Genomic DNA, 17,238 nt, shown 5'->3' with positions numbered 1-17,238 from the left:
TGCAGGTCAAGACCTACTCTGTTATTACCTTTCCACCTTGCCTAGGGAAACATTATGAAAATCTCCTTTCAAAACCAAGTCCACACGATCACCTCATCACCAATTCACCCAACCACTTACATCTCCCTTCCTACGACCTACATTTGTGTTCCTACTGCTTACAAACACCTTCCTTCCAATCACAACTCCCTAATTCATAAACCCTATGGCTATAACTATGAATACAATAAATTTTTATGAAATCAAAAAAAATTGGGGAAACAAAAGACTATGGCAAACTTAATGGATAATTTTTTATTGTTTTTAAAGTCAGGCCAGATTTAGGGCCCGGAGACTGCCGAAGGGACATTGATTACCAAAGGGTACGCTAGGTTTTTGAGTTTATTTAATTGAATGTTAAAAAATATCTTGTTTACTTGAATAATTGTTCAAAAATAAAAAATTGAGTTATCGACTTAGGACAAAATTCAATCGAGACTTCTTATTTTAAGAGTTGGAAACAAAACCATTTTTTTAATCCATTAAAATAATTTCATTAAAATCCCCTTGGGTAAATTCAACTTTTTCCTTTAAAAATATTTCAAACTCCTTCAAATAATTGGAGATTTCATTATATCCACTAGCTGATTTATCTTTGGTCGTCAAAAATATCTTTATTACCTCATTTTCCGGTATAACTATCAAAGAAAATGTTTTAAACAATTCAAGCATGGATTGTTCCTCCCCATTTTCTATAATTTTTATGTCATGAATTTCCGCATGATATTTAAAATTAGTACTTATAATTTCAGGGCAATTTTCTAAGTTACAGGCTACGCAATAATTTCGTAAACTATTTTGAATATCTTCTAAAAAATAAAATTTATTAACTAAATTAATCTCTTTTTTCTTTATTATTTTATATTTCATTATTAAATTATTTTAAATTTTAAGGTGTTTAGATTGATAAACAATACAAATTTTAGGTAGGATTCACACCTAATGGATTACCACAGCTTCGTGGCATACTATAGGTAAGCTGTAATCATGGTGCGGGTTTGGAAGAGTTACAATTTAACACTTCAGCCAACATTACATTTATACCATATTAGAAGCAGTTTATCATACTTGGATTATTTGACTGTCTTTATTATTTAAACTTAAATCATCTTCCCATTCAAAATTTATTTTTAACGTCTCAGGAGAAATTTTTGAAGCATTAATTTGAATATCTATTGAATTTTGTGCTCTAATATCAATAGATGCCGGATAATCCATAATGGATACGTTTGGAGCACCCGGAAAAGTAACTACTACATTCTTTGCTATTGCTTTTCCTTTGTTATAAACTTTTACAATTCGTTTCCCCTTTTCTCTTTTAACTACATTCGCTTCAATAATCGCTTTTTTTTCTGAATCAGTCTCTTTCCTAAGTTTTTCCAATTGAAACTGATTTATAAGAGTATTCTGTTTTTTTATCTTTGCATCATGTTTACAGTATGTATACAGAGATAATCCAAGAGACAACATTGAAACAATAATAGGAATAATTTGAAAAGCTGTCATATCTATTTAAACTTGATATTATCATTATCTTTAAAAGCACCCTTCAGCATTTTGTTAAAATCAACCTTAATATCTTTAGTGATTTCTTTTTTCATCTTATTTAGTTCTTCTCCGAATTCCGATTCATTAAGTTTTACTAACTCTTCATAACCCCCATGATATTCTCTGTCACATAGTTTGCATTTCACCCAATTTTTATCTTCGTTATATTCAAATAATGTTTCACCGCAAGTATCGCACTGTAAAGAAATTGATTTTTTATAATTGTCCTTCATGATATTTTTACCGCATAGAGTATCTCCTGATAGCCTACTTAATTTAAGTATCTATAAAGATAATAATAAGAAGTAAATTATTTTCATCTCTTCATCAAAACGGATCCGGTTAAATTTAGAACAGGCTATGAAGTTTTCCCCAATTCAGGCTTACTTTAATAGAAAGCTACCAGAAGCTGAGTTCAATCCCGATTGATCGAGACTACAATGAACTGAAGCCGAACTTCGCATCAATGTAACTTAATTGTTGCCAGTAGTACTTTTTTCATTTTACAAGCCAATAAATTAAAATTGGTGGTAGAACTATTAAAATGTGATATAAAAATTGAGTACTCCAATAATATCTTAATTTGATAATTCCAATATTCAGCCAATTCAGTTTGAAATAGTCATTTTTAGTAGTTTGAAACATTAAAAAATCTATATATTTGTGATTTTCATATTTTTTCAAAACTTTAGAATATTCAATTGACAAATCCTCTGAAAGTTTGTTTATTTTGTATTGCTCAATAGAACTTGTTTTGAAATAGCGTAGTTTATTATATAGTTCGCTTATTTCTAAAGCACAATCGTGAAATTTTTCAGCTCGTAGCCGATAATCATTTGAACCTTCCAACTGACTAAAAACGAGTATTAAAATCGAAAGACTCGTTGAGATTAAAGCAAAATGTTTGGTTGAGATCAATAATTCAGGTCCCATTTCAAATACACTTAAAAGTCCAAGAATTATTAAATAAGCCGATAAAAAACCTAATGAATATGAAGAAAGTTTATTTATCGATTTAAGTCTATGACTAGCAACAAATCTAGCTCCTTTTGTTGTCCAAAATTTAAAGTTCAGTTCAACACTAAAATCTTTGTCTAAATATTGTTGTCCCGAGGTCGTTTTTAATTCTTCACTCATTAAATCTTATGGTTTTCGGTTGGCTCATATTACTGGCAAGAGCTTTGGCTATGGCAAGAACGGGATATTGAAACCGAATCTTTTTCCGCTGACCGAATGTTGTTTGGTTTCAATATTTTTATTTTTAAATAGTCAGCCCGCATTAGCTATAGCCGATATTAGCAAAAGTTCTTATTTCTTATATTCAGGAAAAAGGTCATAGAAATGTTCAAGAAGCGTAACACCTAAGTCAGAGAGTAAATAGTTAAATTCAATCTCACCCCCCTTGAATTCAGGATCATATTCATTGTATTGATGATTTTTTTCAATTGGTTTTTGTTCTGTAGACTCCTGATAAATTAAACCTAAACTCAATATTGGATAATAATCTCCTAGGTGTATCTCTTTTCTTTCTCCCTTTTTAAAATCTGTAACTAGAATTAAATCATCTAAATAAGCATCCTGAATAAGCTTAGTAAGTCTAAGGAAGTCTTCAGTATATTTCAATTTCCTAAGTGCTTTTAAACTGCAAAGACGTCCATATACCTTGCACTTTTTTGTTGTTTCAAGTCGGTCAATGGCCATCAATATTTTTTCAGGACCACTTTCATCATCGTCATCTAATTCTCGAGTCAGTTCTATTCGCTCTTTCCAATTCGTTTCACCTAACTCTAATAAAACATTCATTGCTTTATTAATGAAAATTCTGTCAGTGTATGACTGATAAATATTTCTTGCGGCAACTAATGACTTCAAAATTGGAACTTCTTTTAGAATTTCACTTGAAATTTCATTGTCGAGGACTTTTTCAATGAGGTCAATGGAAATATCCTTTAAGTCCTTCGATTGTATTATTTCAGTGAATTGCTCTCTCATTTTAAACTTTTGCTAACACCTGTATATAAACAAATTTTAGCCCAAGAGTTACGTATATATCTACTACGCACACCACTCCTTCGACTAAACCATCCTTTAAATTAACAATTTAGGCCAACCAAACCTTTGCAAATACTGAAATCTTAATGGAATTTATTAAAAACGGTCAGAAAAGAGATATAAATGGGCACTTATTTAACCAAAATACAGAATATACTTAGGTCTACGCTTTTCCCACTTCCATAATTTATAAGCAATAAGCCCCTCTATATACAAAAAGCCACTAGAAATTAATCTCGGTGGCTTTGGCTTGGTTTTATATTGGTATTTTAGGTCTAGTCCAGAAGGGCTGGATCTCCAAGTTTACCTACAAACAAAATTGCCCCACTGCTGTTCTCCTGGATAAAAAAGACAAAAGGTTTGTCCAGACTGAAAACCCTTGGCTGGGAAGGGCCTGTGCTGGTGGTTACAATTGCTACAATGGTTGCCGCAGCAGCTTCCGTACCTTCTTCACTGACTTCGATAACCGCCTCGTGGATGACTTTACTTATAAACATGGGCTCAGTAGGATTATTAAAGAGCTTACTAAAATTCAATGGGCTAGCCATAAAAGGTGACACCAAACCCAAAGACTGTAATTGTTCTTTTAAATTATCTATTCTATACCCCATCTTAAACTTGGGCATCTTTAGGATAAAATTTGAAGTATCCGCATTGGCTCTAAAATGCTCCAGGTCTTCCAAAGTAAAAGCCTCCATCTTATTGTCCAATTCAAAATCCTTGTCAATGATCACTCCCATGGTATATTGCCCGGTGCTATAAGGTATTTCCAGGTACTCCAATGCGCTATCAGCGTAATACCTAAGCCCTGCGGGAGAAGACATTTGCATCATGTCCACTACCACTTCTTGACCCGAAGCGGTATAAAAAGGTGCTTTCTTTGTATTACCAACATCAAAACGGTATTTCCAATCCGCCTTGAAATAGATGGCATTGACCAGGTACATTACTGCTGCCGGATCAACAGCATCAAGCATGTCTTTGATCATCCCATTGGTATTGTTTTCGATCCACTGATTGATCACCTCTTTGGATTGCGGATTGGACATGTCCAGGCTCGCAACCTCTGCACTGAAACTGTCTCTGACATCTTTTGCAAATTCCTGATTCAATTCAAAACCCTGCTTGTACCAAATGGCATTGGCGATAGCCAACCTTACCTTGGGATCAAGTGCCAATAGATAATCGGTCAGGGACTTTGCCGCTTGATTCGCTTCTTCCAATTCCATCCCCTCAAATCGCAAAACCCGCATAAACTCTGCTTCTACCTCGTCTTCATTGCCATTCATGGCCATGGCGAGTGCCTGATGTACACTGTAGGGACTGAAAAACTGATTGACATCCTCCTTCTTCTGAAGTTCATGAAACAAATCGAAGGCAAATTGAGAACTGCTCAAAACCATTTCTTGTTCGTGAACCTGTAAAGGTCGGATATTGGCTGTAAGGTCGATTTCCTCATCCTCTCCCCAGTTGCAAGAGGTAAATACCATTAAACAGAACAAAGCAGTAGTTATTTTCATGATTTCTAGGGTTTTTTAACACCTATACGGGAAGAGAAGGGTAAATGCTACAATGAAAATTGAAATAACCAAAATCGCCTTCCATTTTCGGATTGGAATAGCTCGTATTTTTGAATGTTTACGAAAGAATCCCCCTTGGTCCCCCTTTAAGAGAAAGGGGGATTTAGGTTTTTTAGAATTTACGAGTACGTTCCTGATTTAACATTTCAACAGTACCTTTAAATTCTAAAAATTCAGCGTTAAAAAACATTGGCTGAAACTCCCCCAAGGGGGATTTAAACGGGCTTTAGCTAAATTTCACTTTTACTCCTTTTCAAACCTGACCACCTGGTACCTGAAAACTCCCTCATCATAATCAGGATGGAAAAGATTATTTCTAGAGAGGTACAAGCCATCTTCCCTAACAAAAAAATTTCTTCCTACATAAACTTCGAAAGTGTCAAAAGTATGTTCCGCCAATATATTCAGGTCTTTATCTAAAACCATAATACCAGTATAGGGACGGTAATAATTCAAATGGTTTAAGTCTTCATCAGAAGCCTCCGGATCATATTCCACTGCCGGAGTGGTGACCCTATAAAAAACATCTCTAAAAGGATCATAGATCAGGGCACCATATTGGTCATATTTTATCCTATCTTCCAAAGCCGCCCTGGGATTAGGTGCCAATTCCTCTACATAAAGAAAATTATTGACTGTTTCAGATTTAACTTCCTTTCTATGGACAACCTTACCCGATTTCGTGTCAAAAATCTGGATTTCATGGTCATACAAGGCCGCAATATAAATTTTATCTCCTCTTTTTGCCCAAGAATACCCACTGCCTTTTTTGCCCTTGTCCCAATAGTCTTCCCGGTAAAAAACATCATACCACTGCACGGTATCCTCTGATATATCATAACTGTATACCAATTGGTGTTTTTGTATGTCCGCCTTATCCATATCATGGTACTTCATAAAAAGTGGCTGCGCACCATATACCTTATTACCTATTTGGTAAAGTGGGGTTTCCAAGGAAACACCTATATGGGAAATAGGGAAAAGCTCATTATGAATGGGTTTTCGTAACTGGACCTCCCCTTCCAAATTAATTAAAACGATTTTTTGAGGGGCATAATTGACCAGCCAGATAGAGTCTTCAGCCATTAGTACTCCACCTGAAAAAGGCTTGACACTATTGGGGCCATCCATATGTAAGGGGACTTCCTTCACCAATTTCCCCTCAGGATAGGAATAAAACTGGTATATTTTTTTAAAATAATTGTAGAGAAATATTTGAGGTCCCGAATCAGTTTCCAAAAACTGAATATGCCCCGGATTGATAGGCACCAGGCTGTCTGTTTCAAAAGTAATTTCATCCACCACTTTCAATTTCAACTCCCCTTTCTCATGGTTATTTTGGCAGGCAAAAAAGAGAAGACTTAGTACCGAACAATAATAAAACAGACTCCACTTCATAAAAGGCTTAGCTAAGAACATGCTTAAAACTAAACAAATAATTACCTCTTCCCAATAAACCGCTCCCTTTTATCCCGATGAAGGAAATATTTGTTGGGCAATATGCATTAGTGTCAAATTTTAATTTCAATTGCCCCCAGATTTCCCCAACCAACCGTTGAAAAATTAATTTAAACCGATAGAATTTGCATAATTAAGATATAATTAGAAGATTAAGCCCTTCATTGGCAATAAACCCTACATTAATTATGGAAAGAAGACAATTTTTAAAGATTGGTGGCCTTGGTTCCCTCGCTTTATTTACCGGAATACCTTTTTCCAGTCACGCTCGCTCTGATTTCAAAATCAAAAAAATTCGCTATTACGCTGCTCCCGGATACAACAAGCCGCTTTTTAATCAGGCCAGAGGCATCGTAGAAATAGAAACAGATTCAGGATTGATCGGGATCGGAGAGGGAGGCACCCCAGATATGGTCAAGCAATGTGCTGAAATGCTTATCGGCGAAGATCCATTCAGAATCGAACACCTTTGGCAATACCTTTATAGAGGGATGTTTTACCCTCCCGGCCGTGAAAAACTCCATGGAGTCGGCGCCATAGAAATGGCCCTATGGGACCTTAAAGGCAAAGCTTTGGGAGTTCCTGTTTACGAATTACTGGGCGGAAAAACCCGTAATTACGTAGAATGCTACGCCACAGGTTTTCGCAAAAGCAAAGCCACGACAATGGAAGGCCAGGCACAGGACTGTCTTGAAGCCGGGCTAAGGTGTTATAGAATTGGCCCTACCGGTGGCAATGGGGACTTGCCTTTTGATTTTTATGAAAACAGTAAAAAAACCATTGAAACTTGTCAACGGCTAGACAAAGCAGTGGGCGGAAGTGGCAATTGGGCCATTGACCTCCACACCCGCTTTGACACGACAGAAGCGATAAAAATCTGTGATGCGCTGGAAGAATTGGAACCCTATTTTGTAGAAGACATCATCAGGTCTGAAAACCCTGAAGTATACCGAACCATTAGGAACATGACCAAAGTACCCATTGCCGTGGGAGAGCAATTTGGTGATCGCTGGGACAGCAATGTGTTGATGGAAAACCACTTGATAGATTACAGCAGGGTAACCCTACCCAATACAGGAGGAATTAGCGAAATCAAGAAAATAATAGCCATTGGGGAAACCCATTATGTGGGCATCATCCCACACTTTACCGGCCCGCTTTCTACAGCCGCACTTGTGCATGTATTGGGATCTTCTAGTCCTACCCGATGCATGATAGAGCTGGCAGGTGGTGAACCGGAAAAGCCTACTTATTTTAACGAAGATTTTATTGATTTCAGGGAGGGTAAAATTCATCTGAATGACCGTCCGGGGCTTGGTGTAATTTTCTCACCAGAAAAAGCATCGCTTTTATTTGAGGTCACTAAAAACACCGAGTTTACACATCCCTACTTGAAAAGTCCCGATGGTGCCATTCACAACTGGTAGTAGATGGTTTTAAGTAATCTAAGAACTTAAGATTTTGGCGGTATTGTTGCTTTTTTTTTCCGCAACAATGCTGACAAAACCACTTTTTACAGGATGATAAAATGTAATCAACATTATTTAATGGTAGCAAAATTTAACCTTTTCATGTGATTTATGGACTTTTCCCAATGGTTACCCTTTTCCTTTCCTGTTCATTTTTTCCTTGATGAAAAAACGAACCAAAAAATCAAGGCTGTCAAATCTTATTTCAAATGATGGGTAATCGTTCTAAGAACAGATTCCTTTTACATAGCCATCATTTGATTTTTGAATCAGGATTCCGGGCTAAAAATGAGTGGATCTCCTTGTGGGAGCTAACTCATTTTCTTAACGCCCTCCATCCTGCTCCAAAAACCATAACCTTTGAAGGCCGATAAATTCTTATAGTTTATGCTTTCAAGAAAAAGCACGATTACCGATATGGAAGCTCCTTAACCATAAACCCCATAGGGGTGACATTTTTGTAGCCAAGGCTGTCAAGCCTTGGTTAAAACGATAAGCACAACCCGATTTTGGCGGTATTGTTGCTTTTTTTTCCGCAACAATGCTGACAAAATCACTAACTACCTGTTCATTTTTTGCCCCTGAGTGAGTTAAAAATCAGGACAGGCTTTGATAATATTGACTGCAAAGCCTAACGAATCCCAAAAACCCCAAAGGGGTGACATTTTTGTAGCCAAGGCTGTGAAGCCTTGGTCAAAACGATAAGTACAGCCCGATTTTGGCGGTATTGTTGCTTTTTTTTTCTGCAACAATGCTGACAAAATCATGAACGGAGATCGCTGACCTAATATTACTTTTCAACAAGACATAAACCACACTAATTTAAGCACTTAATTATTTCACACAAATTACATACACCTTTTGGTACAATGGTTTATTTGATTAATAATGTTAATGGAATTAATATTCGAATTTAATTCATAATTTAATCAATGTAAATTTCTATTTTTTCAATTGTTTTATTCTTCAATAATTAATTTGTACACCATATTAATTTCTATTAGTACAATTTAGCAGTCATAAATTGTTTGTTTTAATGAATACTAATATATTGAGTGAATAATTAATAAAGCATATAGCAAAACAAACTCACCATTAAACTATAAAAACACCTATTGAAATCATTTAATTAAAATTAAATTACTTAAGAACATGTATAATTTAATTAAATAATGATTTCATCCAGTAATTATCCATTAATAGTGTTTTTATTGCTATAGCTATTTAATATTATTCAACCCAAAACAACCTGAATTATGAAAAACAAAGTACTTTTGCTTTTTCTGACAATGATTTGGTATGGCCAGATCTACGCCCAGAACAATACTATTTCTGGAACAGTGACAGATGCCAGTGAGGCACCCATCCCAGGGGCAAGCATCATGATTAGTGGAACCTCACAAGGAACCGTCTCGGACATTGACGGGAAATTCACCTTAAACGCAGCTCCAAATTCGACCTTAATTTTTTCCTTTATAGGCTACGAATCTCAATCCATCAATATCCAAAACAGAACAACCATTAACGTTACGTTAAACATAAATGACATTGGCCTGGAGGAAGTAGTGGTAACAGCTTTGGGTATAAAAAGAGAAGCCAAAACGCTGGGATTTTCCACCACCACGCTGGATGGGGAATTAATATCAGGAAATCGAACACCAAATTTTGCAGATGCACTTCAAGGCAAAGTGGCAGGGGTAAACATTTCCTCCATGTCAACAGGCCCGGGAGGCACTAGTAAAATCCGCATAAGAGGGCAGTCGTCCTTTAGCGGACAAAACAATCCATTGGTCGTTATCAACGGTGTCCCCATGGACAATTCCAATTATTCCCTTGGAGGCAATTTTGGCAACCGTCAAATGAACAATTCCGATGGTGGAGACGGACTTCAAAGCATCAACCCCGACGACATTGAAACCTTAACGGTCTTAAAAGGAGCAACAGCTGGGGCATTGTATGGATCCCGAGCCAAAGATGGGGTTATCATGATCACCACCAAAAGCAAAAACGCAAGTAAAGGCCTGGGTGTTGAATTCAACTCCAATTTCACTACCGACACCCCCTTAGACTTCACAGATTTCCAATACGAATACGGGCAAGGTGAAGGAGGCGTGAGACCTACCAGCGCCTACCCTACTTCAGGAGTATGGAGTTTTGGAGAGAAATTTGAACCAGGAATGACCCAGATTCTTTTTGACGACGAAGAATGGCCTTACGAACCTGTACATGACCGAATCAATCAATTTTACAACACGGGGATTAATTGGACAAATACGTTAACTGTAGCCAATAGCGGAGACAATGGCAGCTTTAGCCTTTCATTTGCCAACACTGACAATAAAAGCATTGTCCCCAACTCAGAATTAAACCGAAAAACGATCAACCTGGGCTTTTCTCAAAACATCACTTCTAAGCTTGTTGCATCAGGAAACGCCAATTATTCCCATGAAGCCAACCAAAATCCTCCACAGGTGAACGCCCAGGATTTTTCTACCGCCACAGTGATCATGACCCTGGCCAATTCAATGCCTTTTGAAGCCTTGAGAAATAACGTCACATACCCAAATGGTGATGAAGTCGTTATGGCCAGATTCCTGGTAAGAAACAATCCCTATTACTCCACCACTAAGCGTTTTGACAATGTGAAACGGGACAGGCTTATCAGTAACCTATCCCTTAATTATCAACTCACCCCTTGGTTATACGCCATGGGCAGACTCTCCATGGATTTTTATGTCAGAGACAATGATTACAATACCCCCAATGGTTACGCCCCTATCCCTCCTGCACCTGCAGGGTTTGTAAATGGTAGCTTTACGCAAGACACCAGAAGATTCAGGGAAACCAACCATGACTTTTTAATCGGAGCGAACCGTGGTTTTGGCGATTTCAATATTGACCTTACAATGGGTGGAAACCAACGCTTTGTAAGGATGGACTACAACAGTGTGGCCGTAAAAGACTTTGTAATTCCTAACCTTTACACCGTAATGAATGGACGGGTAAAAGACCCTTTGTACAGTCTTTCGGAAAAAAAGATCAACTCCCTGTATGGACTGGGTGAATTTTCCTACAAGGAATGGCTATTCCTTAATCTTACTGCCAGAAATGATTGGTTTTCAACATTAGCACCAGCCAATAGGAGCATCATGTACCCTTCAGTTGCAACGAGCTTTGTGTTTTCACAAGCTTTCGAAAATCTACCTGAATGGCTCTACTTCGGGAAATTACGAATGGCTTATGCAGAAGTGGGAGATGACAATGTTTCCCCCTATTCCAACGCGTTATTTTATGCCGTAGACAATAATCTCTTCCCAAACCCGGATGGACTCCCCTCTCCCCTCGGCAGAGTAAATGCCAGCACAGTACCTAATACCAACTTAAAACCGCTAAGGGTGCAAGAGACCGAAATTGGAATGGAACTTAGGTTATTTGATGAGAAAATCAATCTTGATTTTGCTTATTACCGCAAAGTCACCAACGACCAAATTCTTGCCACACAGATTTCCGATGCCTCAAGTTTTACCAATCAATTGGTAAACATTGGGCGAAGCATGAATAAGGGCTTGGAAGTTCTGGTATCAGGCTCACCTGTCCGCACCAAGGATTTCCGATGGGACGTAAGTGTCAATGCCACCTACAACACCTCAGAAGTACTACAGCTAGGTGTATCTGAAGCAGACACAATGATCACTGTAAGCTCAGGGGGAGGTAGGATCCTAAGACAGGTAGTAGGCCAGCCAATAGGCCAACTCTACACTTACACTTACCTGAGAGATGATCAAGGCAGAATGGTTTTTGATGAGAATAGCGGTCGCCCCCTCAGAAATGACGAGCCTCAAAACATGGGATCCGTTTTGCCCAAATACTTTGGTGGCATATCCAATACCTTTACCTATAAAGGATTAAGCCTTTATGCGCTTATTGACTTCAAACTGGGACACAAGATGATTGCTGGCAGAAATCAAAATTACCTTCGGCATGGTTTACACAAAAACACCCTTAACGGCAGAGATCAGGGTTTTGTCGTAGGTGATGGCGTCAATCCCAACGGCGAAATCAACACCACTCAATCATTGATCCAACCTTTCTATGAAACAACCAACGTACTGGGAATAAATGAAGACTGGGTTAGCAATGCTGGCTTTTGGAAGCTCCGTCAGGTTTCTCTGAGTTATGATTTCAGTAAACACCTGCCAGACAAACTGTTCATCAAGCAGCTCCGATTAAGTGGCGTGGCAAACAATGTGCTGATTCTAAAAAAATGGACCCAAAACATGGATCCAGAAAACGTTTCTGTAACCTCTGACAATGCCAATGGCATGGATTTCTGGCCTTCCTTACCTCCTACCAGAAGTCTTGGATTTAACCTAAACGCAAAATTTTAAAACCATGAAAAAGCTAACAAAATACCTTTTGAGCCTAATTATGGCAGTGGGATTTTTCAGTTGTGATGATAAATTTGATGAAATCAATACCAACCTGGTTGATCCTACCACTTTGAATCCGTTGTTCCTGCTCAATCAAGGGATCCTTGACATGCGCTACAGAGATGGGGTAATTGCCTTGCAGGACCTGTCCTATAATTTCGGAATTGTACAACAAATAATCACGCCTTTTGGTAGTTCTCTTGCCGGAGCCAATTACAACCAGTTAAACCTGGGCATTTCACAACATATTTGGCAAAACACTTACCAAAACGTGTTGAAAAACACCGTGGATGCTGTAGAGAAAAGCAAGGAAAATCCTGACAACACCAATTTATACCATTCAGCGAGGATTTGGAAAGCCTATGCGTTCATGGTATTGACAGATAATTATGGAGACATTCCTTATTTTGAAGGGGCCAAAGGTTTCATAGAACAAATCGTTTCACCAAAATACGATAGCCAGGAAACGATTTATATGGATATTTTGAAGGAACTGGAAGAAGCCACTGCAGGACTAGACCCTTCCAAACCATCTTCCACAAGTGAAATACTATACGGTGGAGATCCTTTAAAATGGAAAAAATTCGGTTATTCTTTGATGTTGCGTGCGGCCATGCGACTTACCAAAGTCGCCCCCTCCACAGCGGAATCTTATGTTACAAAAGCAGTGATGGGTGGTCTAATTACCTCCAATGAGGAAAACGCTATCCTTCGCAACACTTCTGTCTTCAACAATTACATAGGCGTGCATTTGGGAGCAAGAGAAAAGGCAAACTATTACCTCACCGAGCCATTTGTAAATCACCTCAAAACCAATGAAGATCCAAGACTGGAATCTATTGCCATCAGACATGTAGGCGCCACGAATGGCCCTAGTCAAACAATAGACAGAATAACCCGGGATCCAGATTTACAAATAGGCATGCCCATGGGTCACGATGACGTATCCATCAATAGTGTATTGGCCGAAAATGGGGTAGTTAGCCTCTGGGACTTTTCCCAGGCAAATATTTACACTGTTCTAAAAGTAGATTCTCCCCAGTTTTTCCTCACTTACTCCCAAACCCAATTACTGCTTGCAGAAGCAGCTATAAGGGGTTGGGTGCAAGGAGATGCAACGACTTATTATGAAGAAGGAATCAAGGCCAACATGGAACAAATGGCCACTTATGACCTGGACGCTACGGTTTCAGAGCAGGCAGCAGCAAGCTATATTGCCAACCACCCGCTAGAAGATGAGATGGCTTTGGAACAGATCAATACAGAATACTGGATTTCTTCTTTTCTGGATGGATCAGAGTTATTTGCCAATTTTAGAAGAAGTGGGTACCCTACTTTAGACGCAAACCCCTATTCCGGGTCTGAAATCACTGGCGACTTTATCAGAAGCATGCCTTATCCTGATTCAGAAACCGTCGTAAACCGCTCCAATCTACAGGAGGCAATAAGCAGACAAGGACCCAACAACCTGGACCGAAGGGTTTGGTGGGACCAACCCTAAAAGTGAGAAGTACCTGTCTTTATTTCTGGACAGGTACTTTTCCTTTATCAAAAATCTCAAACAAATTCTACAGAAGGCTTTTAATACTTTAATTTGTGTATTAAATTCTAGCTTTCTTTTTACTATTTGAAATTTACCAAGCAAAGAATTTTACCTAAGTATACCAGTTAACCACCAAATCGTAACAAATAACAATGTTGGACTTTTCAATAATGCGCCAAGTAGATCCAATCCCACTGGAGAAAGGATACCAAATTCAATCCCCCAACAGCCAGAATTGCTGAATTACTTCAAATCCAATCGGAAGAAAGAAACAATCAAGAAATATACAATAACCAGATAACCCATGAAAAAAACCGAAAAAACATCAAGCGAAAACCACCCACAGGCCTTGTAACAAGGAGAAACGCCATCCAATCTGTACTTGGGCTAGCGGGGACAAGTTTACTGCTTCCACTTTCTTCTTATGCTGAAAAACCTACCCCTACAAACTTTAAAGCGGGAGAAGTAAGGATTACTAAATTAGAAACCTTTCTGGTAAAACCACGCTGGATATTCCTCAAAATCCATACAGATGCTGGAGTTGTAGGCTTGGGAGAACCTTTACTGGAAGGCCGCGCACTCACTATACAAACTGCTATAAAAGAATTAGAACCTTACCTGATTGGCAAAGACCCAAGACATGTCGTCCATCATTGGCAGGCAATCTACAGGCATGCCTTTTATAGAGGTGGCCCCATCCTGACGTCTGCACTTAGCGGTATAGACCATGCATTGTGGGACATCAAAGGCAAGTTACTCGGTGTGCCTGTCTATGAGCTTTTTGGAGGACCAACGAGAGACCGGGTTAGGATTTACGGCCGTGCTTCCAATGCGGAAGACATGAAAAAGAGGAAGCAGGAAGGCTATACCGTCATCAAAACCGGCGTTGCAAAGAAACAGCCCGCAAGGATAGTTGAGAACCCCGCTTTTATCCAATATGCTTCGGACAATTTCGCTTCCCTCCGTGAAGCTGGAGGGCCGGAAATGGACATAGGCATAGATTTTCATGGCTCCATCTCTCCACAAACTGCCAAGGTGCTCATCAAAGAATTGGAACAATACCAACCCATGTTCATTGAAGAACCCTGCCAGGCCCAGAATGTAGATGTGATGGCAGAAATTGCCAGAGGAACCCATTTGCCTATCGCTACTGGAGAAAGAATCTTTACAAAATGGGGTTTTCGGGAAATTTTAGAAAAAGGTGCAGCAAGCATTGTTCAGCCGGATCTTTGTCATGCGGGCGGCTTGACAGAGGGAAGATTGATTGCCGGCATGGCAGAAGCTTATTATGCCGCCATTGCACCACACAATCCTATGGGCCCTATTTCGCTTGCCTGCGGCCTTCATTTGGCAGCGAGCGTACCCAACTTCCTGGTACAGGAGCAGGTTTCATTGGGAGAAGGCTACTTAAAAACACCTTTTAAACTTGAGTCTGACGGAACGGTATTGATTCCCAAAGGGCCAGGATTAGGCATAGAGCTAGACGAGGATGCCCTGCAAGACAAATTAGGACACGATTGGACCAATCCTCAATCTTATGACCCAAGGGATGGATCAGTAGTGGACTGGTAGCGTTTTCCAAATAATAGAAAGTAACAAAATAACAATAAATCATATAGTCAATAAACAATGAAAGTAAAAGAAAACAACACCAGAAGAAACTTACTCAAAGGATTGGGATTAGGGACAATGGCAGGTATGCTAGGCGTACTTCCTAAAGCCATGGCTGAAACAGAAAAGAAAAACCGGCCTACCTCAATGGACTTCCCCCTTTGACAATTACCAATGTAAAAGCCATAGGCCTTGCCCCGCATAGTTCCAACCTGATTGTAATAAAAGTAGAAACCTCCGAACCTGGCCTTTACGGACTGGGTTGTGCCACATTTACCCAAAGGGCCTTTGCGGTGATCACCGCAATAGAAAAATACCTTAAGGACTTCTGTGTGGGCAAGGATGTTGACAATATTGAGGACATGTGGCAGTCCGTTTTTGTAAGTTCTTATTGGCGCAATGGCCCAGTGCTCAACAACGCCATCAGTGGAATTGACCAGGCCTTATGGGACATCAAGGGCAAACGTGCCAACATGCCTACCTATCAATTGTTAGGGGGTAAATGCAGGTTCGCCGTCCCTTGTTACACCCACGCCAGCGGCAACACGGCAGAGGAAGCCGCAAACCAAGTTTCTTCTTATATGGAGGAAGGTTACCGTTATGTAAGAATTCAGCAAGGCGGCTATGGTGGTGCGGGGATCTCCGGCGAACCGGACTTTAAAAAGCAAGGTTTTGCCCGTGATACTGACCAATACATGGATCAAGGGAAATACAGAAAGGATGTTCCCAAGCTTTTTGAAACTGTAAGAAGGCAATGCGGCGAAGAAGTAGAGCTATTGCATGACATTCATGAAAGATTGGACCCCATGGACGCCATCAATGTCATTAAAAGTGTGGAGCCTTACAATCCTTTCTTTATTGAAGACCCCTTCTCTCCGGAGCAAATGGAATGGTTCAAGCAATTGAGGAATGCCACTACTGTTCCTTTGGCCATGGGGGAATTGTTTAACAACATCAATGAGTTCAAGGAGCCAATGACCAATCGTTTGTTCGATTATATCCGAATTCATATTTCCCAGATTGGCGGGATCACTCCTGCGATGAAAGTTGCGCGGCTAGGTGAATTTTATGGCGTTAAAACTGCCTGGCATGGCCCAGGAGACGTTTCACCTGTAGGTCATGCAGCCAATGCACATATTGACCTAGCCATCTGGAATTTCGGCATTCAAGAAGCCGCCAATATTTCGGATCTATCCAGAGAGATTTTCCCTGGATCACCTACCATGAAGGACGGCTATATGTGGGTCAATGAAGTCCCAGGTTTAGGCGTTGACATCAATGAAAAGCTGGCCGCCAAATACCCCATGCACACCAATTCGAGATGGACTGTAAGGAAGTTTGATGGAACGATTATTAGGCCTTAAGGAGAAGGTATGTGGTGATCTGTGATTGGGTGATAAAGTGATCGGTGATAGGGTAAGGAGAATAAATATCACTACCTCACCACATCACTCGATCACTTCATCACAGATCACAACATCACTCGATCACAACATCACATCTATATT

At 39.4% G+C, this 17,238-nt stretch carries 11 protein-coding genes and 1 pseudogene; 5 read left to right on the top strand and 7 right to left on the bottom strand.

Going from position 1 to position 17,238, the window contains the following annotated elements; genetic code table 11:
- Positions 1-513: 513 nt before the first annotated feature.
- The 7 genes from ADICYQ_RS02710 to ADICYQ_RS02680 form a co-directional block, all read right to left on the bottom strand.
- Positions 514-909 carry a hypothetical protein gene (locus tag ADICYQ_RS02710; RefSeq protein WP_020890782.1) on the bottom strand — a complete coding sequence of 132 codons (396 nt, stop codon included), beginning with the start codon at positions 907-909 and terminating at the stop codon, positions 514-516.
- A gap of 192 nt (positions 910-1,101) precedes the next feature.
- Positions 1,102-1,545: a hypothetical protein gene (locus ADICYQ_RS02705; protein WP_040414206.1), complete on the bottom strand. Its 444-nt coding sequence runs from the start codon at positions 1,543-1,545 to the stop codon at positions 1,102-1,104.
- Positions 1,546-1,547: 2 nt separating this feature from the next.
- Positions 1,548-1,820 (bottom strand): hypothetical protein, encoded by a 273-nt coding sequence (locus ADICYQ_RS02700; RefSeq protein ID WP_020890780.1) that lies wholly within the window; start codon positions 1,818-1,820, stop codon positions 1,548-1,550.
- Between the two features lie 265 nt (positions 1,821-2,085).
- Positions 2,086-2,724 (bottom strand): SLATT domain-containing protein, encoded by a 639-nt coding sequence (locus ADICYQ_RS02695; RefSeq protein ID WP_020890779.1) that lies wholly within the window; start codon positions 2,722-2,724, stop codon positions 2,086-2,088.
- 171 nt (positions 2,725-2,895) lie between these two features.
- Positions 2,896-3,579, bottom strand: coding sequence for a hypothetical protein (locus tag ADICYQ_RS02690; RefSeq protein ID WP_020890778.1), 684 nt, complete (start codon positions 3,577-3,579; stop codon positions 2,896-2,898).
- Positions 3,580-3,914: 335 nt separating this feature from the next.
- Positions 3,915-5,159 carry a serpin family protein gene (locus ADICYQ_RS02685; RefSeq protein WP_020890777.1) on the bottom strand — a complete coding sequence of 415 codons (1,245 nt, stop codon included), beginning with the start codon at positions 5,157-5,159 and terminating at the stop codon, positions 3,915-3,917.
- Positions 5,160-5,462: 303 nt separating this feature from the next.
- Entirely contained in the window at positions 5,463-6,617 is a 1,155-nt protein-coding gene (locus tag ADICYQ_RS02680; RefSeq protein WP_040414245.1) for a DUF4221 family protein, read from the bottom strand.
- Positions 6,618-6,865: 248 nt separating this feature from the next.
- On the opposite strand from ADICYQ_RS02680, the gene ADICYQ_RS02675 reads away from it, so the two are divergent.
- The 5 genes and pseudogenes from ADICYQ_RS02675 (at position 6,866) to ADICYQ_RS02655 (ending at position 17,094) form a co-directional block, all read left to right on the top strand.
- Complete coding sequence (locus tag ADICYQ_RS02675; RefSeq protein WP_040414203.1) at positions 6,866-8,104, top strand: mandelate racemase/muconate lactonizing enzyme family protein; 1,239 nt, start codon at positions 6,866-6,868, stop codon at positions 8,102-8,104.
- 1,298 nt (positions 8,105-9,402) lie between these two features.
- Entirely contained in the window at positions 9,403-12,534 is a 3,132-nt protein-coding gene (locus ADICYQ_RS02670) for a SusC/RagA family TonB-linked outer membrane protein (RefSeq protein ID WP_040414200.1), read from the top strand.
- Between the two features lie 4 nt (positions 12,535-12,538).
- Positions 12,539-14,077 (top strand): SusD/RagB family nutrient-binding outer membrane lipoprotein, encoded by a 1,539-nt coding sequence (locus ADICYQ_RS02665; protein ID WP_040414198.1) that lies wholly within the window; start codon positions 12,539-12,541, stop codon positions 14,075-14,077.
- A 366-nt stretch (positions 14,078-14,443) separates the two neighbouring features.
- Complete coding sequence (gene dgoD, locus ADICYQ_RS02660) at positions 14,444-15,691, top strand: galactonate dehydratase (RefSeq protein ID WP_081652270.1); 1,248 nt, start codon at positions 14,444-14,446, stop codon at positions 15,689-15,691.
- A 57-nt stretch (positions 15,692-15,748) separates the two neighbouring features.
- Positions 15,749-17,094 (top strand): annotated as a pseudogene (locus ADICYQ_RS02655) (enolase C-terminal domain-like protein).
- The last annotated feature ends 144 nt before the right edge of the window (positions 17,095-17,238 follow it).

Origin of the sequence: Cyclobacterium qasimii M12-11B (assembly GCF_000427295.1) — a bacterium.
Lineage (GTDB): Bacteria > Bacteroidota > Bacteroidia > Cytophagales > Cyclobacteriaceae > Cyclobacterium > Cyclobacterium qasimii.
This window is presented reverse-complemented; position numbering and strand designations above follow the sequence as displayed.

What these genes read in the sequence shown, in the direction of transcription:
- ADICYQ_RS02710 (WP_020890782.1), bottom strand. Translation starts at nt 909, where the DNA reads ATGAAATATAAAATAATAAAGAAAAAAGAGATTAATTTAGTTAATAAA.
- ADICYQ_RS02705 (WP_040414206.1), bottom strand. Translation starts at nt 1,545, where the DNA reads ATGACAGCTTTTCAAATTATTCCTATTATTGTTTCAATGTTGTCTCTT.
- ADICYQ_RS02700 (WP_020890780.1), bottom strand. Translation starts at nt 1,820, where the DNA reads ATGAAGGACAATTATAAAAAATCAATTTCTTTACAGTGCGATACTTGC.
- ADICYQ_RS02695 (WP_020890779.1), bottom strand. Translation starts at nt 2,724, where the DNA reads ATGAGTGAAGAATTAAAAACGACCTCGGGACAACAATATTTAGACAAA.
- ADICYQ_RS02690 (WP_020890778.1), bottom strand. Translation starts at nt 3,579, where the DNA reads ATGAGAGAGCAATTCACTGAAATAATACAATCGAAGGACTTAAAGGAT.
- ADICYQ_RS02685 (WP_020890777.1), bottom strand. Translation starts at nt 5,159, where the DNA reads ATGAAAATAACTACTGCTTTGTTCTGTTTAATGGTATTTACCTCTTGC.
- ADICYQ_RS02680 (WP_040414245.1), bottom strand. Translation starts at nt 6,617, where the DNA reads ATGAAGTGGAGTCTGTTTTATTATTGTTCGGTACTAAGTCTTCTCTTT.
- ADICYQ_RS02675 (WP_040414203.1), top strand. Translation starts at nt 6,866, where the DNA reads ATGGAAAGAAGACAATTTTTAAAGATTGGTGGCCTTGGTTCCCTCGCT.
- ADICYQ_RS02670 (WP_040414200.1), top strand. Translation starts at nt 9,403, where the DNA reads ATGAAAAACAAAGTACTTTTGCTTTTTCTGACAATGATTTGGTATGGC.
- ADICYQ_RS02665 (WP_040414198.1), top strand. Translation starts at nt 12,539, where the DNA reads ATGAAAAAGCTAACAAAATACCTTTTGAGCCTAATTATGGCAGTGGGA.